Source organism: Alteromonas sp. W364 (assembly GCF_031846205.1).
Lineage (GTDB): Bacteria > Pseudomonadota > Gammaproteobacteria > Enterobacterales > Alteromonadaceae > Glaciecola > Glaciecola blandensis.
Window position 1 is genome coordinate 1 of sequence record NZ_JAVRID010000007.1, and the last position, 26,802, is coordinate 26,802.

General features: G+C 43.6%; 21 protein-coding genes. 8 read left to right on the forward strand and 13 right to left on the reverse strand.

All coding sequences use genetic code 11. The annotated features are described in order from the left end of the window. Nucleotides 1–135 precede the first annotated feature (135 nt). The gene (locus RM556_RS12035) at nucleotides 136–753 is read right to left on the reverse strand and encodes a tRNA-uridine aminocarboxypropyltransferase (RefSeq protein WP_311362565.1); all 618 of its coding nucleotides are present in this window, start codon (nucleotides 751–753) and stop codon (nucleotides 136–138) included. Between the two features lie 198 nt (nucleotides 754–951). Between RM556_RS12035 and moaB the strand changes: the two genes are divergently transcribed. The 3 genes from moaB to RM556_RS12050 all read left to right on the forward strand — a co-directional run bounded on the left by moaB (nucleotide 952) and on the right by RM556_RS12050 (nucleotide 2,285). Continuing rightward, nucleotides 952–1,476, forward strand: coding sequence for a molybdenum cofactor biosynthesis protein B (gene moaB, locus RM556_RS12040; RefSeq protein WP_409220084.1), 525 nt, complete (start codon nucleotides 952–954; stop codon nucleotides 1,474–1,476). Between the two features lie 5 nt (nucleotides 1,477–1,481). Then, the gene (gene moaC, locus RM556_RS12045; RefSeq protein ID WP_311374695.1) at nucleotides 1,482–1,961 is read left to right on the forward strand and encodes a cyclic pyranopterin monophosphate synthase MoaC; all 480 of its coding nucleotides are present in this window, start codon (nucleotides 1,482–1,484) and stop codon (nucleotides 1,959–1,961) included. A gap of 63 nt (nucleotides 1,962–2,024) precedes the next feature. After that, nucleotides 2,025–2,285 carry a MoaD/ThiS family protein gene (locus tag RM556_RS12050; RefSeq protein WP_311362562.1) on the forward strand — a complete coding sequence of 87 codons (261 nt, stop codon included), beginning with the start codon at nucleotides 2,025–2,027 and terminating at the stop codon, nucleotides 2,283–2,285. 12 nt (nucleotides 2,286–2,297) lie between these two features. On the opposite strand, the gene RM556_RS12055 is transcribed toward RM556_RS12050, so the two are convergent. From RM556_RS12055 to RM556_RS12080, 6 genes are all read right to left on the reverse strand, one after another. After that, a complete protein-coding gene (locus tag RM556_RS12055; protein WP_311374696.1) occupies nucleotides 2,298–3,629 on the reverse strand; it encodes an ATP-binding protein in 1,332 nt (443 codons plus the stop codon). Further along, nucleotides 3,629–4,975, reverse strand: a complete 1,347-nt coding sequence (locus RM556_RS12060) for a sigma-54 dependent transcriptional regulator (protein ID WP_311374697.1) — start codon at nucleotides 4,973–4,975, stop codon at nucleotides 3,629–3,631. The genes RM556_RS12055 and RM556_RS12060 overlap by 1 nt, the downstream gene beginning before the upstream one ends. A gap of 76 nt (nucleotides 4,976–5,051) precedes the next feature. Beyond that, complete coding sequence (locus tag RM556_RS12065) at nucleotides 5,052–6,257, reverse strand: FtsX-like permease family protein (RefSeq protein ID WP_311374698.1); 1,206 nt, start codon at nucleotides 6,255–6,257, stop codon at nucleotides 5,052–5,054. 11 nt (nucleotides 6,258–6,268) lie between these two features. Next, entirely contained in the window at nucleotides 6,269–7,582 is a 1,314-nt protein-coding gene (locus tag RM556_RS12070; RefSeq protein ID WP_311374699.1) for an ABC transporter permease, read from the reverse strand. 2 nt (nucleotides 7,583–7,584) lie between these two features. Beyond that, a complete protein-coding gene (locus RM556_RS12075; RefSeq protein ID WP_311362557.1) occupies nucleotides 7,585–8,310 on the reverse strand; it encodes an ABC transporter ATP-binding protein in 726 nt (241 codons plus the stop codon). A gap of 15 nt (nucleotides 8,311–8,325) precedes the next feature. Further along, nucleotides 8,326–9,582 (reverse strand): HlyD family efflux transporter periplasmic adaptor subunit, encoded by a 1,257-nt coding sequence (locus RM556_RS12080; RefSeq protein WP_311374700.1) that lies wholly within the window; start codon nucleotides 9,580–9,582, stop codon nucleotides 8,326–8,328. A gap of 507 nt (nucleotides 9,583–10,089) precedes the next feature. Between RM556_RS12080 and katG the strand changes: the two genes are divergently transcribed. Then, the gene (gene katG, locus RM556_RS12085) at nucleotides 10,090–12,357 is read left to right on the forward strand and encodes a catalase/peroxidase HPI (RefSeq protein WP_311374701.1); all 2,268 of its coding nucleotides are present in this window, start codon (nucleotides 10,090–10,092) and stop codon (nucleotides 12,355–12,357) included. Between the two features lie 108 nt (nucleotides 12,358–12,465). On the opposite strand, the gene RM556_RS12090 is transcribed toward katG, so the two are convergent. Both RM556_RS12090 and RM556_RS12095 read right to left on the reverse strand, forming a co-directional pair. Beyond that, nucleotides 12,466–13,221 carry a LytTR family DNA-binding domain-containing protein gene (locus tag RM556_RS12090; protein ID WP_311374702.1) on the reverse strand — a complete coding sequence of 252 codons (756 nt, stop codon included), beginning with the start codon at nucleotides 13,219–13,221 and terminating at the stop codon, nucleotides 12,466–12,468. Then, nucleotides 13,214–14,281 (reverse strand): histidine kinase, encoded by a 1,068-nt coding sequence (locus RM556_RS12095; protein WP_311374703.1) that lies wholly within the window; start codon nucleotides 14,279–14,281, stop codon nucleotides 13,214–13,216. The genes RM556_RS12090 and RM556_RS12095 overlap by 8 nt, the downstream gene beginning before the upstream one ends. A gap of 462 nt (nucleotides 14,282–14,743) precedes the next feature. Here RM556_RS12095 and RM556_RS12100 point away from each other — a divergent pair, with 462 nt between their 5' ends. Then, nucleotides 14,744–17,710, forward strand: coding sequence for a TonB-dependent receptor domain-containing protein (locus RM556_RS12100; protein WP_311374704.1), 2,967 nt, complete (start codon nucleotides 14,744–14,746; stop codon nucleotides 17,708–17,710). Nucleotides 17,711–18,102: 392 nt separating this feature from the next. Beyond that, a complete protein-coding gene (locus RM556_RS12105; protein WP_311374705.1) occupies nucleotides 18,103–19,086 on the forward strand; it encodes an MDR family oxidoreductase in 984 nt (327 codons plus the stop codon). 8 nt (nucleotides 19,087–19,094) lie between these two features. On the opposite strand, the gene RM556_RS12110 is transcribed toward RM556_RS12105, so the two are convergent. Together RM556_RS12110 and RM556_RS12115 are read right to left on the reverse strand one after the other, a co-directional pair. Next, the gene (locus RM556_RS12110) at nucleotides 19,095–19,823 is read right to left on the reverse strand and encodes a hypothetical protein (protein ID WP_311374706.1); all 729 of its coding nucleotides are present in this window, start codon (nucleotides 19,821–19,823) and stop codon (nucleotides 19,095–19,097) included. Nucleotides 19,824–20,022: 199 nt separating this feature from the next. Continuing rightward, nucleotides 20,023–21,639, reverse strand: a complete 1,617-nt coding sequence (locus RM556_RS12115) for a sigma-70 family RNA polymerase sigma factor (protein ID WP_311362549.1) — start codon at nucleotides 21,637–21,639, stop codon at nucleotides 20,023–20,025. A 225-nt stretch (nucleotides 21,640–21,864) separates the two neighbouring features. On the opposite strand from RM556_RS12115, the gene RM556_RS12120 reads away from it, so the two are divergent. Together RM556_RS12120 and RM556_RS12125 are read left to right on the forward strand one after the other, a co-directional pair. Continuing rightward, nucleotides 21,865–22,482: a CIA30 family protein gene (locus RM556_RS12120; RefSeq protein ID WP_311374707.1), complete on the forward strand. Its 618-nt coding sequence runs from the start codon at nucleotides 21,865–21,867 to the stop codon at nucleotides 22,480–22,482. Between the two features lie 64 nt (nucleotides 22,483–22,546). After that, complete coding sequence (locus tag RM556_RS12125; protein WP_311362547.1) at nucleotides 22,547–23,773, forward strand: acyltransferase family protein; 1,227 nt, start codon at nucleotides 22,547–22,549, stop codon at nucleotides 23,771–23,773. Here the strand turns inward: RM556_RS12125 and RM556_RS12130 are convergent. Both RM556_RS12130 and RM556_RS12135 read right to left on the reverse strand, forming a co-directional pair. After that, the gene (locus tag RM556_RS12130; RefSeq protein ID WP_311362546.1) at nucleotides 23,748–24,428 is read right to left on the reverse strand and encodes a Fe2+-dependent dioxygenase; all 681 of its coding nucleotides are present in this window, start codon (nucleotides 24,426–24,428) and stop codon (nucleotides 23,748–23,750) included. The two genes, RM556_RS12125 and RM556_RS12130, sit on opposite strands and share 26 nt — an antisense overlap. A gap of 24 nt (nucleotides 24,429–24,452) precedes the next feature. Beyond that, the gene (locus tag RM556_RS12135) at nucleotides 24,453–26,756 is read right to left on the reverse strand and encodes a TonB-dependent receptor domain-containing protein (protein ID WP_311362545.1); all 2,304 of its coding nucleotides are present in this window, start codon (nucleotides 26,754–26,756) and stop codon (nucleotides 24,453–24,455) included. Between the last annotated feature and the right edge of the window lie 46 nt (nucleotides 26,757–26,802).

Below are 26,802 nucleotides of genomic sequence, written 5' to 3' on the forward strand. Positions count from 1 at the left end.
GAGTCGGTTGCCAACCTCGTTCCAACCAATGCTAGCTTTATAGATACAACTCAAAAAAGGTACTTTCCAACCTTAGAATGCAAATAGCCATAAAAACTAATCTTATAGCAGCAAATAAAAGAGTTATTTTCGCTCTCATCTACGTTGCAGCCAAAACGACTGCATATGCTCAAATAGGCTAAGTAAGGGGGCGACGTCAATCTCTTCGCTTTTCTGCAATACATACGCAACGGCCTCTAGGGTCGATAAGCCATTGTCGATGCTGGTCTTTCGGATGTGATAAAGGCTGTCTATTTGCTCGTCGAAGTGTAGACTTTTGCAAAAATCCATCCACGGATTTTCTAACCAAATGCGCTTAGCTTTTCGCCATGTAGCATCGATGAAAATGAATGTTTGTTTTTCTTGTTCTGTTTTTTTGTGTAAGTTGGCGCTAACACACATATCCTTTTTGCGTTTAGATACTTCCGTTTCAAAGCTTTGGCTTTCAGCATTCGGAAACACAAAGTAGATCCCTTGCTTTGCATTCAAGCAAGTCGCTTTCAGTGTTAGCATCGCTTCTTCATCGGCGCTAGATATGACGGTTAATTTATTCAGACTTAAGCTTAACAAACGAACGGTATTTTTAGCATTCTTTGCCTCACTTGGGTGCTGAACAACAAGAATGTCGTGCTGATTATTACATTCTTTTACAGCCGAGCACACGCAGGTCGATTGAGGATAGTGGCACGTTAAGCAGACCGCACGTTTTGACAAAACCTCTCCCTATGTAGTGAATCCGGATGACGAATTTCATCAAGTATACTAAAGCTTGAGCAAGTTTAAGACTATCTCTTTGATTTATCATTAATGAATTCAAACTGGCCAGCAGAAAAAAGAATAAAAGCGTTGAGAAAAGAGCACGCGCAATTTAGTCTATGAGTACTCCCTTAATTAATATCAACAATGAGTGCTATGACTGCATCCAAAGAAAAAACTTTTTTAAATGTCGCGGTTTTAACGATATCTGATACCCGCACGGCGGAAAATGATACCTCGGGCAACTACCTTGCAAGCGCTATCGAAGATGCTGGGCACACAGTACACAGCCATCAAATAGTGAAAGACGATGTATATCAAATTCGAGCGATAGCCTCTGACTGGATCGCTAACGAAAATATCCACGCCATTATCACGACTGGCGGTACCGGTTTTTCTGGTCGCGATTCAACACCTGAAGCTATGTCTGTGCTTTTCGACAAGCATGTCGAAGGTTTTGGTGAAGTATTCAGAGCGATTTCTTTGGAAGAGATTGGCGTCTCTACCATACAATCTCGAGCGCTTGCGGGCTTAGCAAATAACACAGTCATCTTTTGTGTACCAGGCTCAACAGGCGCGTGCAAAACAGCTTGGAATAACATCATTGGTAAGCAGCTCGATAGTACTTACAGGCCTTGTAATTTTGTGGGCCATCTCACTGAGAAATGGACGAAGGTATAAGCGAAATGACTAAAAATACCCTTTCTCATGTGGACCAAAAAGGCAACGCGAATATGGTCGATGTTACTGACAAGGCCGTGACCAAACGTGTGGCTGTCGCAGAGGGTTTTATCTATCTGAATGACGAAGCTATGGCGCAAGTGCAAGATAACACAAACGCAAAAGGTGATGTCTTATCAGTGGCAAGAATAGCAGGGATCCAAGGTGCGAAAAGATGTGCTGACTTAATTCCGCTTTGCCACCCTTTAGCATTGACCAAAGTGTCTGTCGATTTTGATATTCAAGCCGAAAAGAAGCGCATTCGTGTTGAGGCACTTTGCCAGCTATCAGGCAAGACGGGTGTTGAAATGGAGGCATTAACGGCGGTTTCTGTGGCCCTATTAACACTTTTTGATATGTGCAAAGCTGTCGACCCCTTCATGCGCATAGAAGGAACACAAATGATACACAAGGAAGGTGGTAAATCAGGAAACAAGTATGCGTAGTTTGGGAGTATATTTGGCACACGACGCTTTCTATAACTGAGACAAAAATGAGGAGTACAGATTGTGGCGACCGTTAAATTTTTTGCTTCGGTAAGAGAGCAACTTCACACGTCTGAAGTCGCTGTATCCATTCACGAGATGACTGGCGAAACCAGTGCGACAGTGACAGAGTTGGTCACCGGCATGATAAAAGATGATGAAAAGTGGCAACTATTAAGCGCCGAGCATTTACTTGTCGCGGTTAATCAAACCATGAGTTCGCGCGATACAGTTATTAAAGATAGCGATGAAATAGCCTTCTTTCCAGCGGTTACTGGCGGTTAAGATTGTTTGGCGCTAGCCAATCAACCGCGGCAAAGACACTCTAACCGCTAAGCCTCCTTCATCGCGATTATACAGGCCGATTTGGCCGTGATGGGCGTCGATAATTTCTCTACATAAGGCTAGGCCTAAACCGCTGCCGCTGGGTTTAGTTGAATAAAAAGGAATGAGCGCGTTGCTCATTACATTGTCGGAAATGCCTTCTCCGCGGTCGAGTACCAGTATGATTACCTCAGTACCACGAAGCTCCACTTCTATAACAACTTGATCCGCTGCAGAGCCAGACTCATGTGCATTCTTAAGCAAGTTAATCAGCAACTGTTCAATTTGTACTTGGTCCGCGTGAATACTGAGATTTGTGGGGGCTACACTATGTGAGTCATCGATGCCTCTTTCCAAGTAGCTAAATTGCCATTGCTGGGATAATTCTTCTATCAACGCTTGCCAGTTAATCGCTTCAATCTTCGGTTCAGGTAGCTTGGCAAATTTACCATAGCCCTGAACAAAATCACTGAGATGCTTGATACGGTCATCGATGGTTTCAAAAACACGCCCCAACTTTTCTTCGTTAAGTTGCTCACTTAATATTTTGCCGCTATGAAGCATAGAAGAAATTGGGCCGAGAGAGTTGTTTAACTCGTGACTGATAACGCGGATAACTTTTTTCCAAACCGCCACTTCTTGGCGGCTTAACTCGCGTGTCATTTGCTTTAAAATATATAAAGTATGAGCTTGATTGTTTAACAAGAAATGACCTGTCGACATATGCCACGTTTGTGGTTCGCTGTCGCTAGGTAGCAAGGTAAATAGGCCTTCCTTTCTTGCTTTTATGGCTTCAGCTGCGCCCTGAGGGGCCCCATCGACCAATGCTGAAAGCATGCTGCCATCTAAACCTTTTAGGCTTTGGAAAAACTGTCTAGCGGCGATATTGCTAAAGATGATTTGCTGTTGGTCGTTGACTAAAAAGAGTACTTCAGGTGAGCTTTGAGTCACTTTATCCAGAAGTAATTCACGCTGATAAAGCCAATGCTTTTCAGCGCGAAGCTGCATGGCGGTGTCGTTGTACAAATCACAAAGATGACCAATTTCGTCACTTTTTTTGTAAGCTAAGGTACTTGAAAATTCGCCGTCTTTTAGGTTGAGTAAACCGGTTTCTAATGCGCTTAAACCCTCTTTTAAATCTCTCAATAAATAACGAGTCGCAGCCATGGCAATCAAGACGGTGGCAATGACGACAACAATCTTACCTGGTAAGCTTAATGGGCTGAGAAAGAGTAAAGGAAGTGTCGCTAGTAGACTGATGCACGCAACGACGATATAAATTCGAGGCAAGGTATTTATGCGCATTAATAGGCAACTCCGTGCTTATCCAGTCTGCGATATAATGCTTGTCGGCTTAAGCCAAAATGACGCGCAACTTTGGCGACGACACCTTGGTATTCTCGCATCGCATCTTCGAGTTCTTGTTTGCTTGGCTCAATTGCGTTTTTAGTGACGTCATTCTTGCTCTGCTGCTTACCCGCAGTATCCATTAGCGCAAAATCTTGCGCTTCTATTACACCTACAGGTTTTAGTACAGCGACTCGTTTACATGCATTTTCTAGTTCCCGAACATTGCCATTCCAAGGGTGTTGGCGCAGTGTATTTTCGGCAGCCAAACTGACTTCGCGGTCGCCTAAAAAGTGGTTTACCAAGGGCATAATGTCGTCAATTCTTTCACTAAGCGACGGAAGGGATAGTTCGATAACGTTTAGGCGATAATATAAATCTTCTCTGAATTCACCGCTTGCGATTGCATCAACTAAGTTTGAATTTGTAGCGGATATCACTCTCACTTTGGTGTGTAAGGTATTCACCGAGCCTAAGCGTTGAAATTCACCGGTCTGCAATACTCGCAACAGCTTCGTTTGGCCAGAGTATGGCAAATTACCGATTTCATCTAAAAACAGCGTGCCGCCATTCGCCGCTTCAAATAGGCCAACCCGCATTTTGTTCGCACCAGTATAAGCACCCGCCTCTGCGCCAAACAGTTCGGCCTCGATTAAATCGGCGGGCAATGCGCCACAGTTAACTTTGATAAATGGGGCTTCATGGAGTGGTGAGTTAGCTTGAATGAGTTCGGCTATTTTTTCTTTGCCGCTACCGTTGGCACCCGTTATCAATACAGATATGTCAGACTTGGCAACCTGCACAGCCATGTCGACGACACGCTGCATACCGGCGCTAGCGTAGACTAAACCAACGTTTTGTGCAGATGTTTTACTACCTTCTAAGGCTTCTTTTTGGCGTTGTAGCTTTTCTGAGGCTTGATTGGCTTTGCCTAGGGCAACAAGGTTGGCGATTGTATTGATTAACTTTTGGTCGTCCCAAGGCTTAGCGATGTAATCCACCGCTCCCGCTTTGACCAATTCAACCGCCTGCTCAAGATCCGTCCATGCTGTGATCAGAATCACGGGCAAGTGAGGGTTAAGCTCACGCATGGCGAAGAATAAACCTTTGCCTTCTTCGCCAGACGTTGTGTCGCGAGTGAAGTTCATATCTTGAATAACCAAAGACACTCGCAACTGATCGACATATCTCAAAGCCTCTGCCGGCGACGTGGTTGTAATCACTTCGTAGCCATGGATTTCTAACAGTAACGACAGGGCCTGAAGTACAGCGGGTGTATCGTCAACAATCAGAATCTTATCCATGTGTTTACCACTCTTGTTTTATGACTTTCAGTGGGACAATATGCCCGATTAAATGTGCCCGACTAAATATGCCAGATCAAATACTACGCGTCGCTATGCTCGGTGCAATATTTGCAGCGCGTATCGCCGGAAAAATAACAGAAACCAAGCTTATCACTAAAACGAACACTGCAGTGGTGAGGATATAATTTATATCCAAAGCCGGGATAGAAAAGCGTGTCATCAATGAATTACCTAAAAAGACGGCAGCGATTGAACCTATCAGCATTCCGCTAATACAAATGATACTGTTTTCAGTTAAAAAGTACTTCACGATTGCTGATTTTCTCGCACCCAAAGCTCTACGTGTTCCAATCTGCTTGGTACGTTTGTTAATATTAAACAAGGTCATACCGAATATGCCCAACGCTGTTACTAATACTAGCACGACAATTAATACTACAAGCATTCGCAACATCAGGATATCAGAGGCATTGTAATTGTCTTTCGCTTCATCCATGCCACGTTTAAACATGATCACCCGCTTGTTGTGCTCTGCTAGTAATATATCATCTATCTGGCGCATTACAGCGGCACGTTGATCGGCTTCAGCGCGAACAATGAACTTTTGCTGCTTGTCCGCTCGCGCAATCGGCATAATAACCACGTTTTGTGCTTGATTGTCCTTCAGCCAAGGGCCCACCATTTCTTCAACAACGCCCACAATTTTTAATGGGTCATTTCCAAAATAAATAGTTTGTCCTAAACCGTTGCCTTCAGGAAATTTTTGGTCAATAAAAGCTTTGCTTACAATAGCAACTTGGGCTACCGCATTCCTATCGGTGCCAACAACAACCTCATTTTTCTCAAAGTTGCGCCCGTCAAACACACTAAGGCCGAGCGTGTTGAGTATATGCTCATCTCCAGTAAAGTAGGCCGCTCTTATCTCTTCACCTCGTTCACTACTCGGCTGTGAACCAAATGTAGAGGCGGAACCGCTGCCAGAGACAGGCACTGCGTTCACGAGGCTTGCATCTATTACTCCTGGCATATTCCGTATTGTTTCTTCGGTTTGCTCTAACATAACCGAAAGATCACTAATTTCACCAAAGCTACTAATCGAAAACGAAAAAATTTCTTTCTCGGGGTAACCCGTTTCAGTGTTTAAGTATTGAATACGATCGTTAATAATAAATGCGGCATTGCTTACAATGGCCGTGGTAATGGCAATTTGTATGAGCAACATGAGTGCACCCGCTTTTGAGCGAAGAAGGGCGCGAAAAATAGGGATGATTTCTGACATGATTGTTGCTCCTATTGGGTTTTCAAGTAAATAGCTGGCTGCGTTCTGCAGACTAACCAAGCTGGATATAAGCCAGCGAGAATACAGGCCAATATTGCAATGCCTGGCGCTGCCAATAACATGCTAAGGTCCATTGATGCCAATGCGTTGTACTCTTGATTTGTCGTTCTTACGCCCCACAAACCGATCTGAGCCACCACAATACCCAGCGCGCCGCCAAGCAAGCCCAACATTGAGACTTCGATAATATGTTGTAGGAATATCTGGCGCTTATTAGCTCCTAACGCTCGACGCACCCCTACTTCAGGCGCTCGCTTGAGGAACTTACCTAGCAGTAGCCCCAATATATTTGCTAAACAAACTGCAAGAAAGAGAAAGCTCAGGCCAACCAATACTTTGTTATCTTCGGAGACAACCCTGTTGTATTCCATCCATTCATTCACGTCCCTGAGCTTGTACTCTGGCTTTTTACGCTCAAAACGGTCTAGCTTTCCTTGTTCCTCTAGGTACGCAAAAAGGAAACTTTCATAGTCTTTCTTGGTTCGATGGTCGGGAAGCTCTACCCAAAACTGTAACCAAACGAGTTCGGATTGGAGATAGGATTCGAAACTGTCTATCTCTTCAAACTTCCAGCCATTAGTATTGCCAGAGTTATCTAATTGTTGAGCTTCAATCAAGGTGATCGGCAGAAAAATTGATTCGACGCCAGAGAATGCACCATTGTTAAGATCGTAGTACTTCGTGTGTATGTCCCAGTTTTTTGTGACCCCCACTATTTGATATGACCTATCATCCAGATAGATTTGCTCACCCACTGAGTTTGGTCTTCCAAAGTGCTTTTCACTCGTTTCTTCATCTATAACGATGACAGGTGCAGCTAGTTGTTCTTGTTCGATCGTCCATGGCCCACCATAAATGAACTCTAGTTCAAACATATTAAAAAACTGATGCCCAACAACTCTAGTTGCCGCTAAATAAGGCTTCAATTCATCATTGTTCATATGAACGGTAGCCATCCCTTTCATTGAGGCTGTTTTACGAAACGCCGATTCTTGATTATGTAGAAACATCGCGTCTTTATAGGTCAGTTGCAAAGCAATATTGTCTTCGGTCCACCAATCAGTGCCCTCATCAGTGGTATTGAGTTGGACCGCAAAAAGTTGATCGCTTTTTGAGGGGATCGGATCCATCGACATCATGTGATAAACCGATAAGCTCGTCATGGTGATACCGATACCAATGGCGATAGCGCAAACCATGAGAATCGACACCATTGGCGTGCGTTTTAAGCTTCTCCACGCCAGGTCAATATAGTGAGTAAACATGCTTAAGCCTCCACTACCGGCGCTGAAGCCGCAATCGCTTCAATTGTTTTGTTTTGATACATGGTGAAGTCAGCAAGTTGACCGTCAACAACCTGTATATTGCGTGGCGCACGGCGGGCAAGCTCAGGGTCATGCGTTACCATAATAATGGTTGAGCCATCTTCATTGATTTTTTCTAAGAGCTCCATGACTTGACGCGCCATGAGCGAATCTAAATTACCGGTTGGCTCATCGGCTAGCAAGAAACGAGGTTTACCCGCTAAAGCCCGCGCAATCGCGACACGCTGTTGTTGTCCACCCGATAGCTGTTGTGGCAAGTGTTTTGCGCGGCTAGCTAAGCCTACTTTTTCTAAACATTCTTCAATTCGAAGTTTGCGCTCACTTCTCTTTATGCCAGCATATCGCAATGGAACTTCAATGTTTTCATATAGGTTCAAATCTGGAATGAGATTAAAGCCTTGGAAAATAAAGCCAATTTTTTGATTTCGTAAATCAGCAGTTTGGTTGTCGTTAAGCTTACCGATATCTACGCCGTCTAAGCTGAATTCGCCACTTGTAAACGGTTCAAGCATGCCTGCAATATTCAAGAATGTGGTTTTACCTGAACCTGATGGGCCAGTCACTGCTATAAATTCACCTTCTTCTACTTCAAGGTTGAAATCGCGTAAAGCGTGCGTTTGGACTTTTTCTGTTTGATAAACTTTACTGATATTCTTCATACTTAACATGATGTATTCCTTTTTTTAGTTCAAACGCAGTTGTTCGATACCGTTAAATTCGTCGTAATTTGAAATAATAATTTGGTCGTTAGGTTGCAAACCGCTGAGGATTTCAACTTCCCTCATGCTGCTAGCACCGGTGCTAATGTTTATTTTGGTGGCAATATCACCATCAACTTTATAGGCTACGAAACCGCCAGATTGCATGAAGCTGCCACGTCTAACTTTGACGACCTGTAATTTGTTATCGAGTAAAATTCGTGAGGAAACCTGCTGGTTCTGACGGATACCTTCAACAGATTCTTCATTAAAACGTACTCGTGTTTTGACTTGTCTGTTTTCCACTTCTGGAGAAATGGCGGACAAGGTGCCCATGACCGTATTACCAGATACCTTGATTTCAACTGGCATGCCAATCGCAATATCGTTTGCATAGCTTTCCGCTACATTCAGTTCTACTTCGTAGGCACTTAAATCAACTAAGGTCATTAATGCGTCGTTTTTGGCAACGAGTGCTTTGGTTTGGACAAGCAAGTTACCCACAACGCCGTTTACACTTGCTTCGATGTTCAATTGCGCAATCTTTCGTTCTAGTTCTTCAACCACTAGGCTTTGTCTAGCAAGTCGGCTGCGTGCACTATCAAGTTCAAACTGCAGTCTATCTTTTGCGATGGCAACTTCTTCTTTTGCATGTTTCTGTGTGAGTTTCGCCCGAGCAAGGTCATCCACCGCTTTCTCAAAATCAATTTGGCTAATTAAGTTACTTTGAATAGATGCTTGCGCTCTGCGGTTTTCGCGCTGAGCCGCTTCGAGGTCTACTTGTGCAATATCGAGTTGCTTGGTTAATTGCAAGGCTTGGCTACGTGAATCAAGCTCTTGGCGAGATAATTCGCCCTCTAACCTATTCATTTCAGAGCGCTGCTGTTGCAGTTCATTCGCAAGTTCAGGACTTTCAACGACGGCAATGATTTGTCCAACTTTTACGCTATCGCCTGCATTGACTTTCAGTTCCACAAACCCTTGCTCTGGGCTATATATTTGAGGCGCATTGGCTGCGACGATTCTGCCGTTTGCACTGACATCACGAATCAAATCACCCAATTCAACCGTCGCAACTTGTACACTACTTCTATCGAATGAGCGGCTAGCTTTGGCGTCAAAAATAAAGGCTTTGGCAGTCAAGGCAATTAGCAAAGTGATCACACCGACTAAAATTGCGATCTTAGTTTTATTGCGCTTTGGGCTGACCACGACATCTTGAGCGCTGGTATCCTTAATCATTATCCAAACTCCAATTTTCATCTCTAGTACACGAGAAAATTTGTGTTATTTGATTAACAAGGCTAGCAAAAACGACGATGCAAACAGGTGTTATAAGAAGATAAAAAGCCAACATTTGTTTAATCCTTTGTTCATTTTTAATGATATAAAGCGATGTTTGTGCCAACTTTTAAGTGTATGTTTTTGTTGGCTTAATTTTTATTTTGTGGCTTTTTTAAGCGTCCGCGGACACTTGAAGTGTCCGCGCCGGACAGTTTTTCCGATTACACCAATCGGTTTTATTCAGGACCATAAATCTATTTTCCTGCCTATACTGATTCATACGGTTTACTCGCGCAGTAATTTGCTTGCACAGCATTTGCGCACGAATTGTTTTTGCTAGCAAACAATTCCAAAGCTTTGAATAAACCCAAAAGGACTATCCGCTGTTGCCGTCAATCCGGGTTAGGCATGAAGTGGATATTTTTAATGTTCAACACACATATGTTCACGAAGAGGAACAACAACATGAAAAAGCAAAACTTGTTTTCAAAAGCATGTATTGCAGGATTAGTCAGCGCAATTTGTTTGTCTGGCGCCGCAATGTCGACAGCCGCTGAAACGGCGGAAATCACTAAGCCAAAAGGTGCCATGGGAACTGGCAACGTCAGAGATGGCCAAGCAAAAACGAATCAATTTTGGTGGCCAGACCAACTCGATCTTTCTCAATTACGCGATCAAGATGGTCGTTCCAATCCTTACGGTGCGGACTTCGACTATGCTAAAGCATTCAGCGAACTCGATTACGATGCTGCAAAGAAAGACATCGACAAACTACTCACGACGTCTCAAGACTGGTGGCCTGCTGACTTTGGCAACTACGGCCCATTCTTTATCCGCATGACATGGCATAGCGCAGGAACCTACCGTACACTAGATGGGCGCGGCGGCGCAGGTGGCGGTCAACAACGTTTCGACCCGCTAAATAGCTGGCCGGACAATGGTAACCTCGATAAAGCTCGCCGCTTACTGTGGCCAATCAAACAAAAGTACGGCGAAAACCTTTCATGGGCTGACTTAATGGTCTTAGCCGGTAACGTTGCTCTAGAGAACATGGGCTTTGACACCTATGGTTTTGCTGGTGGCCGTGCAGACGATTGGGAGCCTGATATGGTGTATTGGGGCCCAGAAGTTGAAATGCTTGCTAGCGACCGCGAAGACCGTGAAGGTAAATTACAGCGTCCACTTGGCGCTACACACATGGGTCTAATTTACGTAAATCCTGAAGGTCCTCGTGGTAAACCAGATCCACTTGGTTCCGCGAAAAACATTCGCGTGGCGTTTAGCCGCATGGCAATGAACGATGAAGAAACGCTCGCGTTAATCGCAGGTGGCCATACCTTCGGTAAAATGCACGGTGCTCACAAGCCAGCAGATTGCGTAGGTCCTGAGCCAGGTGCAGCACCAATCGAAGAGCAAGGCTTAGGCTGGAAGAACAAATGTGGCAAAGGTCACTCTGAAGATACAGTAACCAGTGGCTTAGAAGGTGCGTGGACGCAGGCTCCGACTCGTTGGACGTCATTGTACTTAAGCAATTTATTAAACTTTGAGTGGAAGCAAACACGCAGTCCAGCAGGTGCAATTCAGTGGATCCCAACCGACGAATCACTGCATAAATCAGTGCCAGACGCACATGTGAAAGGTAAGTTTAATGCACCAGTGATGACAACGGCCGACTTAGCGTTGAAGTTTGACCCTGAGTACAGAAAAATTGCTGAGCGTTTCTTAGCTGATCCGAAAGAGTATCAATTGGCTTTTGCTAAAGCCTGGTACAAGTTAACGCATAGAGATATGGGTCCACCTGCTAATTTCTTGGGTAAAGAAGTCCCGAAAGAAGTGATGATTTGGCAAGATCCGATATCGGAAGATACGCAGTCAACGATCAATTCGAATGATGCGAAAAAACTGAAAAAACAAATCTTAGATTCAGGTTTGTCAGTGTCAGAATTGGTTCGAGTAGCTTGGGCGTCAGCAGCAAGCTATCGTCATTCAGACATGCGCGGTGGCGCAAACGGTGCTCGTATTGCTTTAGCTCCGCAGAAAGATTGGGCGGTAAACAACCCGGCTGAAACGGCGAAAGTCATTAAGGTACTTAAAGACATTCAAGCGAAAACAAACAAAGGCAGTAAAAAGGTGTCTTTGGCTGACCTTATCGTACTAGGTGGTGCAGCGGCAATAGAGAAAGCTGCTGATGATGCGGGTTTCAATGTTGATGTACCGTTCAACCCAGGACGTGGTGATGCCACACAAGCTCAAACTGACGAAAACTCATTCAGCCTACTCGAATTGCAAGCCGATGGGTTTAGAAACTACTTCGATGCTGAGGAAAGTTATAAATCGCCGACTGAAGCACTGGTAGATAAAGCCGACCAGCTAAATCTAAGCGTGCCAGAGATGACTGTGTTAGTAGGTGGATTACGTGCGCTAGATGCAAATCATGCCGGTGCTAGTCACGGTGTACTTACTGGGAAACCAGGTACGCTAAGCAATGATTTCTTTGTGAATTTGCTGGACATGTCGACAGTTTGGCAAAAAGCGTCACAAGAAGGTGTTTATGAAGGACTTGACCGTAAAACGGGCAAGACTAAGTGGACAGCCAGTTCAGTAGATTTGATCTTCGGTTCAAACTCAGAGCTACGTGCTGTAGCTGAAGTGTATGCTTATGACACTTCCAAGCAAAAGTTTGTCGATGATTTTGTTGCCGCTTGGACTAAGGTAATGAACTTAGATCGGTAATAGCTCTCACTATTTTTGATTGTTGATAGAAAAGCCACCTCAATTTAAGGTGGCTTTTTACTTTGGGTCTTGGCTAGCATAGCTGCCGCTAGAGTTTATGGAGAAGCATCAACAAGTTAATTCATCTAACTTCGCTCTATTTCGTCTGGATAGAGTTAAGGTTTCACCACAATCTAAAATTACCGAGTAATCACCTTTGTCATTTGGGCGTAGTTCTACAACATGTTTTCGTTGCACGATCGATGATCGATGAATACGCACAAACAAACTTGGGTCCAGTTGCTTTTCTAGCTCACATAAGGTCTCACGATGTAGGACTGTTTTGCCATCGTTCAGATGAATTTCCGCGTAGTTACCTGCGCCTGCGATATAGTTGATCGTTTCAACATCAATTAGTCGAATTCGACCCGGATCTTTAATCACTAAACGCTTTCGGTACTCACTTTGCTTTTCTCTTAACAGCTGTTGAAAGGCTTCTTGAAGGCTTTGGAAATGTTGTGACTCTTTGTCCCGAACGCGCTCTGCAGCACGCTCTATAGCTAGCTCAAAACGTTCGTCTTCAAAAGGTTTTAAAATATAATCTGCAGCACTTAGCTCAAAGGCTTCAACAGCGTAATCATTGTATGCGGTGGCGAAAACAACTGTACTGCGCTCGGGTAAATGTTTCGCCAATTCCAAACCAGAATAGCCAGGCATCTCGACATCTAACAACACAATATCTGGGTCGACTTCATGTGCTATTTTAAGGGCTTCAGTGCCATCTTTTGCTTCATACACTTTGCCGATGTATGGAATTTCGCTGAGTAACAGTTTTAAGGTTTCGCGTGCTAAGTGTTCGTCATCTGCGATCAGTATATTAAGCATCCTTTGCTCCTATGGGTATGGCTAAAATTGTTTGAAACACACCGTCATTCAGCGGCGTTAGCTCTAGTCTGAATTTCTGATACAAGCGGTTTAATCGTTCCCTCGTAGTAGACAAACCGATGCCAAATCCATCGTGTTTATCACCTCTTGAAATCTTATTGGTTAACACGAACATAAGCTCATTGTCGCTGCGAGTGATGTTCAAATTAACGGGGTTGCTATTCGATTCCATTTGCGAGCCATGTTGCACTGCGTTCTCAACTAATGGCTGTAAAAGCATATTGGGTATTTCAATTTCCATACAGTCTGGCTCAACGCTAATATTGGTATTCAATTTGTCTGCAAAGCGCATCTTTTGGATGGTTAGGTAGCTTTGGATAAACGAGATCTCATCCTTCACTTTGATATCGGTGTGTTCTTTGTTTTCTAATATTTTTCGTAGCATCATACTGAGCTCAGACAAGGCACTTACTGCATCTTTTTCTCTCTTTAATCGAACCAAACTAGCGATTGTATTTAAGGTATTGAATAGGAAGTGCGGGTTGAGCTGAGTCCGTAATGCCTTGAGCTGCTCTTGAACTAGATCATTTTGCACGCGACGAAGCTCCATGCTTTCTTGCATGGCTCTGTGATAAAAGTTAATGCTGAGAGCAATGACAAGAACACCCACATATATCGCAATATCGAGCTGAGCACTATTAGTGAAGATATGGGTTGAGACATCCCATAAATCGCTAAGACTATCATCTCGTAACAGTATTCTAATAGAGCTGCAAAAGAGCCAGTAAAACGATAGGAGTAAGCCCGCCCAAACCGCATGACTCAGAATTTTTGCAGTTAAGTGTTGGTCGCGACGTGCGTTATGACTGACTACTTTGAAGATGACTGCTGTAACAGGTATCCATGTTAAAAACCAAGGGCTCATGAGGACCCACGTTCGTCCCCAAGACAACTCGTCCGCAGTACCAAGCACAGTGCCATATTGAATATGAACAAAAATGCCCAACACGGCTACCCAAAAAGCACTGTTGGCCAACCAAAAGTATCGAGACTTTAGCATTCGCATTTCTGTCATAGGTCACAATCACTTGTTTATTTTTTATCCTTTTTATTACCATAAACGTGTTTTGTTCAATTAGCCAACTTTTGCACCTCCCCTTTTCACCCTATGTTCGATACCTTTGGCCCCAAGGCTTGATTCTTATGCCTTCAAGGAAATGTCTAAAAATTGTATCTAATTGTAATAATTTGTTATTAAATTCAGTGGATTATCTTTAGTTTTCCGTCCATCACTAAGATGGCTTCTCATACAACGTTGTTGTTTAGCAAAAATAGTTCCCCCCGTTTATCCAGCAATTCATGCCTTTTGTCACATCGTTTTGTCGTTTCGTGGATAGTGCCTAGTGAGACCGTACCTTTGCGCCTAGTTTAGAGTTGGGCAAACCAATTTGCTCACATAAAAATAAAATATCGCTACGCCAATTTCAGCTAGATCGGTGAGCGGTTCTCAGGGGAGAAACCAATGTTTACAAAGTCAAAATTAGCCAACTCGGTCAGTCTGGCGCTTTGTGTGGGTATTATGTCAAGCATGACTATCGCCACAGCAAGCGCGCAAGACACTGCGGAGGCAGAAGAGAAAGTCATAGAGAAAATCTCTGTTACTGGCAGTCGAATTCGAGCACCAGGTATTGAATCGACAAGTCCAATTATTTCTATCGGCGAAGAAGAAATTACATTCGCACAAACACCAGAATTTGAGCGTGTATTACGAGCATTACCTTCCACCATTCCTGCGGATGGTAGTAACGCCAATAACGGTACCGCGGGTGCTGCAACGATTGATCTTCGAGGGCTAGGTGCACAGCGAAACCTTGTTCTTTTAGAGGGCAAGCGAATGGTGCCGTTTAACTTTAATGGTCAAGTCGATACAACTAACATTCCAACGGCCTTAATTGAGCGAATTGATGTGGTAACTGGTGGAGCTTCCGCCGTTTATGGTTCAGACGCTGTAGCAGGCGCAATCAACGTTATCCTAAAGAAAGATTTCGAAGGTGTTTCGTTGTCAATGAATCACTCACAAACGGATGAGTCGGATGGTGATCAAGACAGCATTGCCTTAACCTTAGGTTCCAATTTTGATGATGATCGTGGAAATGCCGTTTTATCTATATCTTGGTTCGAGCGTGAGGCTATTCGATTGGGCCAAAGACCGCTTGGGCAGCTAGGTATTAACTCAAATACTGGCGCTGGCTATTCTGAATTTCTTGCAGGGCAAACGCCAGCTGAACCCGTCGCTGGTTGTGGTGGCCCGAATGTTGTAGATTTTGTGAATGGCAGTGGATCAACAACCGCAATTCCTACCCGCTTTGAGCTGATTGGTACCGGCGTATCTGGACAATTTAGAGACGACAGAACCTTGGGTGATCAATGTAGTCGTTTTAACTTCAACCCGTTCAATTTCTATCAAACACCAGCGCAACGATACTCAGCAACTGCCTTGGCCCACTACACGATTAATGACAATGCCGAAGTTTATGCGTCATTTAATTATTCAAACAGTTCAGTTGATCAACAAGTAGCTCCTTCGGGTACTTTCGGCGCTGCATTTGATCTACCACTTTATAATCCATTTATTAGCGACCAAGCTTTACAATGGATATTAGATGGTGCGAACGATGCAGTGGCTGGCGGCTCCTTAGTAGATGGCGGCAGTTGGACTGATGCTAACGCGAATGGTGTTGTAGATTCTGAGGACTCCTTAAATGTGCGCTTGCGCAGAAGAACCTTGGAACTTGGCCCACGAACTGAACGATTTGATTCAGACATCTGGCAGTTAAATTTAGGCGTACGTGGTGAGATTTATGATGGCTGGGAATATGATGTGTCCTACCAATACGGTGAATCAAACCGAACAACTGTTCGTGATGGATATACAAATTTACCCAATATTCAAGCAGCGCTTGATACGCGAGATGGCGTAACATGTGCTTCCGGTGGTACTTGTGTGCCTATCGATCTGTTTGGTGGTTTTGGTACGATTACCGAAGAGCAGGCTGGCTTTGCGAGAGCTATTGCCATTCAACAACAAAAGTATGAGCAAGAGATTGGCTCCGTGGTTTTCACTGGTCCGGTAGATGCGATTTCGTTGCCGACAGCTGATGCACCGCTATCGATGAGTTTCGGTTTCGAATTTCGGAATGAAACTGGCTTGCTAGAGCCTGATGAATGTCTAAAACTTGCTCCAGCAAGTTGTCAGGGTGGCGCTGGTGGTAATCTACTACCAATTAAAGGTGGTTACAGTACACAAGACATCTATTTCGAAGCATTATTGCCGCTTGTAGACGGTGCCGCATTTGCTGAGAAGATCGATTTGGAACTTGGCTTTAGAACCTCAGACTACGACACTATTGGTACTACCGATTCATGGAAATATGGCGTGAATTGGCGACCGGTTGATGAGTTGCTTGTAAGAGTGATGAAGCAGCGTGCTAATCGCGCACCTAATATTGCGGAATTGTCTTCTCCGGTAACTTCAGGTTTGAGCAACGCCACTTTAGACCCTTGTTCTGTTGAGAATGCCGCGAATATTGACGATAGACTTCGCCAACTTTGTATTTCAACAGGTATGTCTGCTGCACAAGTCGGTGTTATACCGGATATTATTTCTGGCCAAATTAACACCTTTGCTGGTAGCGACCCTCAAAACCCACCTGGTCCAGAAGAAGCTGATACCACTACCGCTGGCTTTGTTTGGACTCCAGACTTTGACACTTTCTCAAGTTTCACTGTGTCAGCCGATTACTACGACATAGATATCAAAGATATCATCGGCAACTTCTCCGCTCAGGAAGTCCTTGATTCTTGCTATATACAAGGACTTGAAGGTGAATGTTCGAAGATAAATCGTGTTGGAGGTGATCTAACCGGGAGTTCAGCTGGTGTTAACTTATTCACTAGTAACTTGAAGTTCTTAAGAGCTGAAGGTTTAGAGATTACCTTTAATGTTGGTTTTGACCTTGATGAATACGGCGACTTAAATTTCTCAGGGAATATAAATAAGTATTTAACACAAGAGTCTCAAAGTTCTGATAACGTACCAGTTATTGATTGTAAGGGCTTCTACGGAACAAGCTGTACGCCGATTTCAGATTTACGTTGGATACAGCGTACTACGTGGACAATGGACGAGTTAACAGTGTCCTTGCAGTGGAGACATATCAACTCAATTGATGTGGAGTTGCCAGAAGCAGCTGGCAGGTTCGAAGCATTCAGAAAGATTGATTCGTATGACTATTTTGACCTGTTCGCTAGCTACAACGTAACGGATTGGGCAGTAGTAACCGCTGGTATCGACAATATGTTGAAGAAAGATCCACCTGTGCTGGGCAACCAGATTGGTGCAACTCGAGCAAACTCGGGTAATACTTTCCCAAGTCAATTTGATACTTTAGGGCGCATTTATAAGGTGGGCGTAAGTTTCACTTTCTAGTACCCTCAAGATCAAAAAACGGAGCCAATAGCAATATTGAGCTCCGTTTTTTATGGTTTTATTTTAGTGTCTTCAAGGTGTTGCGATGAGTAGACAGACTTGGAATGAGGGCATAAAAAAAGAGGGCTAAACTAGCCCTCTCAAGTACCTAGTGTCTAGGGATTAGAAGTAGGTAACAGTTTTATCATACGAGTTTGAATGGGTAAAAATAGTGCTTTGGGATGAAAGGTCGATTTGATGTGATAAGTGTGACAGGAGCGATTGCTAATAGGAAAAACCTATGTATAACAGCAGTTTGCTTGAGTGCTACCAAGGTGGTATTAGCTGTTTGAAATAAACTAACTATACTCAACGATCACACTTGTGATTCTTCAAACCACAGCGGAGATTTTATGTTTAAAGGTATTTTGATTCAGAAAGATGACGACCAGTACACAGCACAATTACAAGACATTGACGATTCAGTATTGCCAGAAGGTGATGTTAGTGTTGATGTGAGTTACAGCACGCTGAACTACAAAGATGGATTAGCGATTACGGGTAAAAGTCCAGTTGTGAGGTCATTCCCGATGATCCCTGGTATCGATTTGGTTGGGACGGTGACTTCAAGCGAAAATACTAAGTTTGCAGTGGGTGACGAAGTTCTTCTGAACGGCTTTGGTGTGGGTGAAGTACATTGTGGTGGTTTGGCAGAAAAAGCACGTTTAAAAAGCGACTGGTTAATTAAGTTACCCCTAGGAATTTCAGCGCAACAAGCCATGGCAGTTGGTACAGCGGGTTATACTGCCATGCTATGTGTGATCGCTTTAGAAAAAGACGGGGTGACGCCAGATAAAGGTGAAATTCTTGTCACCGGCGCAAATGGTGGCGTAGGAAGTTATGCAATAAAGCTGCTATCTAAACTTGGTTATACCGTCGTTGCTTCTACCGGAAGACCCTCAGAAAGCGAGTACTTAAAAGCCTTGGGTGCCAGTGACATTATTGATCGCAATGCGTTATCTGAACCAGGCCGTCCAATGGCGCGCGAACGTTGGGCAGGTGCAGTTGATTCAGTGGGTAGTCATACTTTGGCAAATGTGTGTGCGAGCACCAAATATGGCGGCACTGTAGCTGCCTGTGGTCTTGCTCAGGGCATGGATTTTCCAGCCAGTGTGGCACCGTTTATCCTTCGCGGTATCACATTGCGAGGTATTGATAGTGTCATGCGTCCTTTGGCTGATCGCGAAGAAGCTTGGTCTCGTTTGGCGGAACTCCTCGAAGCGAGTGACTTTGACGATATAAGTCATGTCATTGGTCTGGAGGATGTGGTGAACACTGCTGGTGAGCTACTCGCGGGGAACGTGAGAGGGCGTGTTATCGTTGACCTGAAGTCATAACCTCTAAGTTAGTTTGGAAAGGAAGAGTAGGTAGAGCACCTACGCTTCCATCCTGCTAACCAACGCTGCTCAACTTCTTGCTGCGGTGAATTTTCAACTCGACGAGTGAGGATGTCACCGCAGGCTTTGGTGAACGCTTGATTAATGTTTTTCTTATCTGTTTCCATGGCGAGCAATACTTGTAATAAACCCCAACCTTGCCCTTGGTATTTCTCTGAATCTGCGGTGCCTTCCCCTTTGAAGTTAACGTAATCTATCAGCGCGTACATGCCGGCTTCAGTTTCCGCTAGTGCCTTAAATCGCTCGTTTACCAAGGATTTTTCCACAGGATCGTCAAGCTCATTTAACATGGTATCAAGCGCGCCTTGCATGCGTTGATAAATGAACTCGACCTGTTGTTCAAAAGTGGATGCCATGAGCTTGCGAAGCGACATCATCTTTTCGCTATTTTGTGCGTTGTAAAATGCCGGTTTGGTTTGCCAAGGGCAGTCTCGCTCGGCAAGCAACCATTGCGGAACGGCTACATCGCGCGATTCAAAATAAGAAATTAAACCCGGAAAAGTTTCGGTAAACGGGCTTTCTAGGTTTTCTGGAAACCAAATAAAATGACCAATGCCCAGACTGGCAAAAGATTCACCATCATTCCAAGCGACCAGGTGCTCGGCTTTGCCGCCTGTTTCATTCAAATAAATCTTTTCGCCAATCAACTTCAATTGCTCAGACGTGAGTGCCTGCACAGCATTAGCCGCAGAGCTTAAGTGTAAGAATATAAGGCTAAGAAAAACGAAAACTGCTTTCATAAAAAAAGGGGTCAGAGTACATTTATGACATCATACTAGGGAAAGATGAATGATGAATAAACAAAAATATAAAAAGGTTTGCTAAACGCAATAATCGTGCGCGCGTTAAAACGATAAAAACTCATCTAAAACATCACTATTTGTCATCTTTTTTCATCCGCTTGCGAACATTTTTATAATGCAAGTAAGCCGGTAAAATCACGAAAAATGCGATTGTTAATGAAATCCAGTGAGTGCCGTTACTAAACAAAGACAGCTTAGAAACTTCATAAGCGATTTCATTATTAACTTCATGTGCGTATGCAAATGTACCGATTGCAGCCTCGTGTGCAACGGAGAATCCGTGGCTAAAAGCGCTTTCCCAACCTAAAGATGAAAGTGAAGCATAGGCTTTATATCCTATTGCGGATGAGCCAAACGCGAGGCCCCCAATTGCAGCAGCGCCAAAGCTGAGAAGGCCTAGACTAACAGCACCAATACTAAAAAAACCTACTGAAATAACCCCTACGCTAACGGGCGCCACCGCAATAAGCCCCCAAGCGAAGATGACGCCATATGCCTTGCTTCCAGCTGCAATCCATCCAACTGCCGCGGAGTCGCCATGTTCGGGAGTGCCAAATTGAAAGTGCATTAATGGAATGCCAAACAATTTGAGTGCACTTTTGTATTCTCGCCTTTTGTAATCCTTCTGATCAATTTCCCTGTAAAATGCTTCGGGTTGAAATATACGTTCCCTAGCCCTTAACTCTTGGACTTGATGCAGTGTTGCGAAGGTAAGTAAAAAGTAACTAAGAATAAACAGGAAAACCAAGGCATGGGCAAAGAGAGTATACAGAATTGCATCATCTGGTTGGTTTAATGCAATATGTTTTAATGCATAAGTGCCGGAAAGCCAGATAAGCGCAAACATCATATACAAGCCAACTACTTTGTATGTTAACTTTCTCTCACTCTCGGTTCTTGATTGGTAGAGACCGGCACGTAAACCAAAAAATGCACTGATGAGACCAGAAAACGACGCCAACAGTGTGAATAAGGTCGCGGCCTTAAATGTTGAAGCTGTTTTCATTGAACCGGCACTCAGCGCAGCCGCCGATGCAGATTTAGTCACATCTGTTAGCATCGCAGCAACACCTGCGGTAAAGACGGCCCCGGGTTTGCTTTTATCTAGAGCGGTGCCCACAAAGTTTAGCATGGCCGTTTTCAATAGCTTTCTGCCACGAGAGAGTCTTTGTTTGGTTGTATCAATCGTCAAGTCAAGTTCATCGGCAACGCGTTCGATTGACTGTTGCTGTCGATAAAACAAAATTAATGGTTCTCTGTAAATAATGTCGAGATTGCTTAAGGTATTCCAGAGCAGTACTTGTTCTTGTTGCTCTATCGCCGACTTCTCCATACTGAGCGAAGAAAAATCAGTCAATATTTGTTCTTCAATATCTTCTGCACCTGTCGCAGGTTGGTTCTTTTCTTTTCGCAGATAATGGCTGATTTTGAATCGCAGAATTCCGCACAGCCAAGGTTTCAATTTTTCTGGCTCACGTAAGGTATGCAATTTTAGCCATGACTCAATAAACACTTCTTGAGCTAGGTCTTCGCTTTGTTTGATATCGCCAATTGAGGCAAAGGCAAGTGAGCATAATAAGTTTTGATAGCGCGACACAATTTCACAAAACGCATCACGATCGCCACCTAAAGATATCAACACTAAAGTGGCATCGTCCGTCTTATTAATTGCTTTTTGCGGTGTAAACATACTTTCTCATTTTAATAACAAAGGTCTTCTAATCAATAAGTGCCATAAAGAAAATAAAAGTGACAAATTATTTCCTATTTTTGAGTTCTTTTTAAAATTTTAAATTTTCATGTCACCTTTTGTCTTTCCATCGACACATACTCTATAAGGTCTGACCGCTCTGTTTGTCATTATGCAAGCAGCTAGCGTGAATCAGTTCAACTATATTACCTTTGGAGCATACTAATGAAACAGCGATTTACCTTATTAAATAAACGTCCTCGTGCTACACACTTACTAAGCGCCGCGTTTGCAGCATTGCTTATTGCAATGTCTGGATCCTCAATTGCGGACACTGACACTATCTTAATAGATGATTTTAGTGACAAAACTAATAATAGCTTTGGTTTACCTAGGCAAATTTTGGACGACACCATGGTGGGTGGCAGCACACAAACCGAGATTGATGTTAATAATGGCATTATACATTTAGCAGGTGAAATTGTGCCACCGCGCGGACAACCGGGTTGGGCAAGTACGGTTTTACTGCTTGATGGCGAGGGTAAACCTTTTGATGCTAGTAAATACAAGGGCATCAGTATGCTGGTTAAAATAGACAGCGGCAGTATTTCGATCTCGGCCAATAGCACGGAAATAACTAACTTTGATTATCACTCATCGGTCGTTTTGGCGCCAGCCGACGGTAAGTTTCACCAAGTAGACATTCCTTTCGATTCGCTCAAGCGTAGTTGGTCAGAGCAAACTGAACTAAATACTCAGACAATCAATAGTTTAAGTATTGTGGCGTATGGCATACAAAAAACAACTTTTGATTACGAGATAGATAAGGTCAGTTTTTACTGAGTTGATCAATTTGAGAGCACTCAACAACAATGCCCAACAATACTCTACATAAAAGATGACGGAAATGGCGATACAACATAACTCACGATTGGACTACCTTGATGCTGTAAGAAGTTTTGCTTTGATTCTAGGGATAGCATTTCACACAGCATTGTCCTTCATGCCCATCTTTATTGGTTGGGCGGTAATGGATATGTCAACCAGCGATATTCTGCCAAACTTTGTATTGGTCAGTCATTCCTTTCGGATGGCGCTGTTTTTTCTGATTGCTGGCTATTTTAGTCATATGACTTTGAGTAGAAAGGGTATAAAACCCTTTATCCAATCTCGATTAATGCGTATAGGTCTGCCCTTACTTATAGGTTGGTTTGCCTTGCGACCATTATTGGTTTCAGCTTGGGTCATGGGTGCTGAAAGTATGCGAGGTGATGTCAATATTGTGAATGGGCTGAAAGCAGGTTTTGCTAGCTTGGCTGAATTACCTCAAGGACTGCTCACCGGTACACATCTATGGTTTCTATATTATTTATTGTTAATCTCTTTCTGTGTTCTCGTATTTAGATGGCTGATCAGTTTACACGGGCCCAGTAAGCATCGACTTTCTATGCTCGCAGATCACATTGTTGGCATGACGAGTCGCTCATCGTGGATGATTTTGTTGATTGCGTCACCAACAGCTATTGGCTTGTGGTTTATGCAGAACTGGGGCTTGGATACACCAGATAAATCTCTATTACCCCATGTGCCATTGCTTTGCCTTTATGGTGGTTTCTTTGTGTTTGGTTGGTTGCTACAAAGAGATGTAACGATGATTGAGTCTCTCGCTCATATTACTCTCACAAAGATTGCTTTGTGTATTGCTTCTATCACCGGAGCAATTTATCTATCTGGTTTCCAGGGTAATATTGGCCACCCGCATTACAGCTTATTAAAAGCCAGTTTTATGCTGAGCTATGCCGTTATGATGTGGTCTCTCATTTCATTGAGTATTGGGGTTTGTAAAAAATGGCTATCTAGTCCGAACAAACTGGTTCAATACGTCGCAGATGCTTCATATTGGATGTATCTCGTTCATCTGCCAATTGTTATTTGGCTACAGATTGCGTTCGCTGAACTTCAGCTCCCTTGGATGCTTAAGTTCGTTAGTGTTTTTCTATTAACGCTTGGAACTTCAGTTCTGCTGTACGATTTAATGGTGAGGTCTACTTGTATCGGCACTCTGTTAAATGGTAAGCGTAAGTCGAGAGTGTTATTTACGAGAAGAATTACACCTGTGAAGATTGGCGAATGAGGTTGTGATACACGTGATGCAAACGGTCTAGTTCGTCACGTTGTATACTGGGGTTTTGAAGTAAACCTTGAATACTCTGGTCAAGTTCATACAAGGTTTGGCGCATATGAATGTTAGGAACTAAACTTTGCATCCATGTAATTGCTGCAACACGCTCACCGGCCGTAACGGGTGTAACTTTGTGTAGGCTACTTGAGGGATACAATACTGCATCGCCGGCATTGAGTTTAACTTTCTGCTCACCAAATTCGGTTTGAATAATAAGCTCACCACCGTCGTATTCATCAGCTTCTGACAAAAACGTTGTCATAGACATATCTGAACGTAATACTTCGTTATTATGGGGCATGCGCATAATGGCGGCATCAACATGAAATCCGTAAGTTTCACCACTGGAATAGCGATTAAAACACGGTGGAAATATGCGATGAGGTAGTGCTGCCGATATCAATTTTGGTGTACTGCCAAAAATGCCAAGTAATTTATTAGCAAGTGCTTGCACCTGTTTATCGCTAGCATCAGTTTGGCCGTTTTGCTTGACGCCAGAGGCCATCCCCATCGCTGTTTCTTTTCCGTCATTCCAAGGTACTTGATTAAGCGAACTACGAAACTCTTCTACTTGTGTTTTGCTTAGCAACTGCTCAATTAAGACCATTGAAATACTTCCTATTTAGTACTATTAAAACTCATAAGTAATAGTGGCACGAGCTGAACGCCCATCACCCAAGTACATAAATGCACCTGAACGGTAAGCAGCTGTCCAATATTCTTCGTCAGTCACATTCCCAAGATTCAAGCGAACAGTGGTTGACTCGTTCACACTATAGTTAGCAAACAAGCTTACAACCTTATAACTAGGCACCACAATGCTGTAATAGCCATTGGTACTGTTATAACTTGCCGCAGTATCAGGTTGGCCGCCGTACATTTCGCCTTTATGGGTGAAATCACCACCAAAGGCGAAGTCTTCAGTTAACTGATAACGTAATTGAGCGTAGAAGCTGTTGCCAGCAAAGTTACTTAGCTCTAGGCCAATATTGTCTTCGTCATAAGAATCTAACACTTCGGATTCCATCACAGCAGCACTAATTTGGACACTGAGTTTTTCGGTAATATTACCGTTCATAGCAAATTCAAAACCATCTACACGGTTTTTACCTGTGTTGAGTGAACCAAGGGTTGAATAGGCATCACCCACACTTTCCATCACATCTGACTTAGTTAACTGAAACCATGCAGCAGCTATAAATAGCTTTTCATCTAATATTGACCACTTAGTACCCAGCTCAATGTTTTCTACAATTTCAGGGTCTGCTACAGATGCTTGATCAGGGTCACCGCATAAACCGCCGTATCCACAGTTTGCACCAAGGTCAGATTCACCGCCGTTTATATTAGTTGCCGTTGAGTAAGTAGCATATACATTTGCATCATCGGTAATGCTATATACTAAACCTAAATGGCCGTTGTAGAATTCATCATTGTATGCGTAATCAAGCTCAGTACCTCGGCTCACAACGTCATTGCTGTAATCAATACTATCAAATCGTAAACCTGCAAATACCTGCCAATTTTCGTTAATGGTTGCAGTATCCATAACGTAAAAGGCGCTTGTTTGTGCTTTGAACAAGGCATCAGAATCACCGCGAGTGATGTCTCGACCAATCAAATTACTTACGTTGTCATACAGGTTACCCGACGGGTCAATAAGGCAATAAGCTGCACTCGCACCGCGGCGACCACTTGTAACACAATTCGTATCGCCGGTACTTTCATAGCTATATACGCCGTTATCGACTTCTTCGTCGGTAAATTCAAAACCAAATAGTAGCTTGTGTTCAATACCCGCGGCATCAACATCCCAAAGCAAGTTAAATTGCGTAGCGAAATACTCTACTTCCTGCCAACCTTGGTGAGTGCTTAGATTCACTGTATCTACGCCGGGTGCCAATGGGTCAGAGTCATCTCTAACGGTGCCTCTAGCACCAGTAGACATATAACCATTACTGGTTTCACCATAACGTGTTGAATTGTAGAAGGTCATATTTTCGTTTATGTCGTATTCAGTGCGCACGGTAAATGCGAATACCTCAGAATCTAAAAAGTCTTCATCTTGTGCGTAAACAGGAATGTCTTCTATTGGTGAGCGAGTTTCACTGTCAAAATAACTCCCTAAATCTGGGGTGTCTTCTGCTTCTAAATAGTAAAGATCAGTATAAACGCGCAGGTCATCAAGGTTGTCGTATAAGCCTGAAAGTAAAATCCCGTTACGACTGCGGCTAATACCCTCACGACCTGGCGCATCTTCTTCTGCTGCTAATATATTCACACGTGTAGCAAAGTTGGTGCTTATAGGTGTGTTGTAATCAAGCCCCAATCTATAATAATCGTCAGTACCGATACTGGCATCAACACGGCCAAAATCATAAGCAGTTGACGCTTTCTTAGAGATACTGTTTACAGCGCCGCCTGAAGATCCGCGCCCTGCAAAAGTAGAGCTTGGACCTTTGGTGATTTCGATTTGCTCAGTAGCAAAGCTTTCACGTGTCGTCATACCTGGGTCACGCAAACCATCAACAAATACATCTGAACGAGCTTCGTGGCCTCGAATAATGTAGCGGTCACCAAATGCATTGCCGTTTTCACCGGTACCTAGTGTAACGCCTGCTTGAGCAGCAAGGATTTCTTTGAGGTCACTTTTTCCAGACTCTTCAATTTGATCTTTAGTAAGGACCGTAATTGTTTGAGGAGTGTCAACTAAATCAGCCATGCGGCGAATATCGCCAGAGTTCTTTACGTTGTACAAAGAGTTACGAACGCCATGGACGCGTATTAGCTCGATTGCCTCTTCTGTGCATTGCGTATCAGCTTTATCACACTGTTCAACGGTATCACTTGCAAAAGCGTTACCCAAACCAATGGCTAACGTCGTTAATAGTGCGCCGGAGCCTAGTGAAGAAAGGGTTCTATTTTGAGATGACATAGTAAATATCGGTCCTTGGATTAATGATTGTGTTATTAGTTCAAGG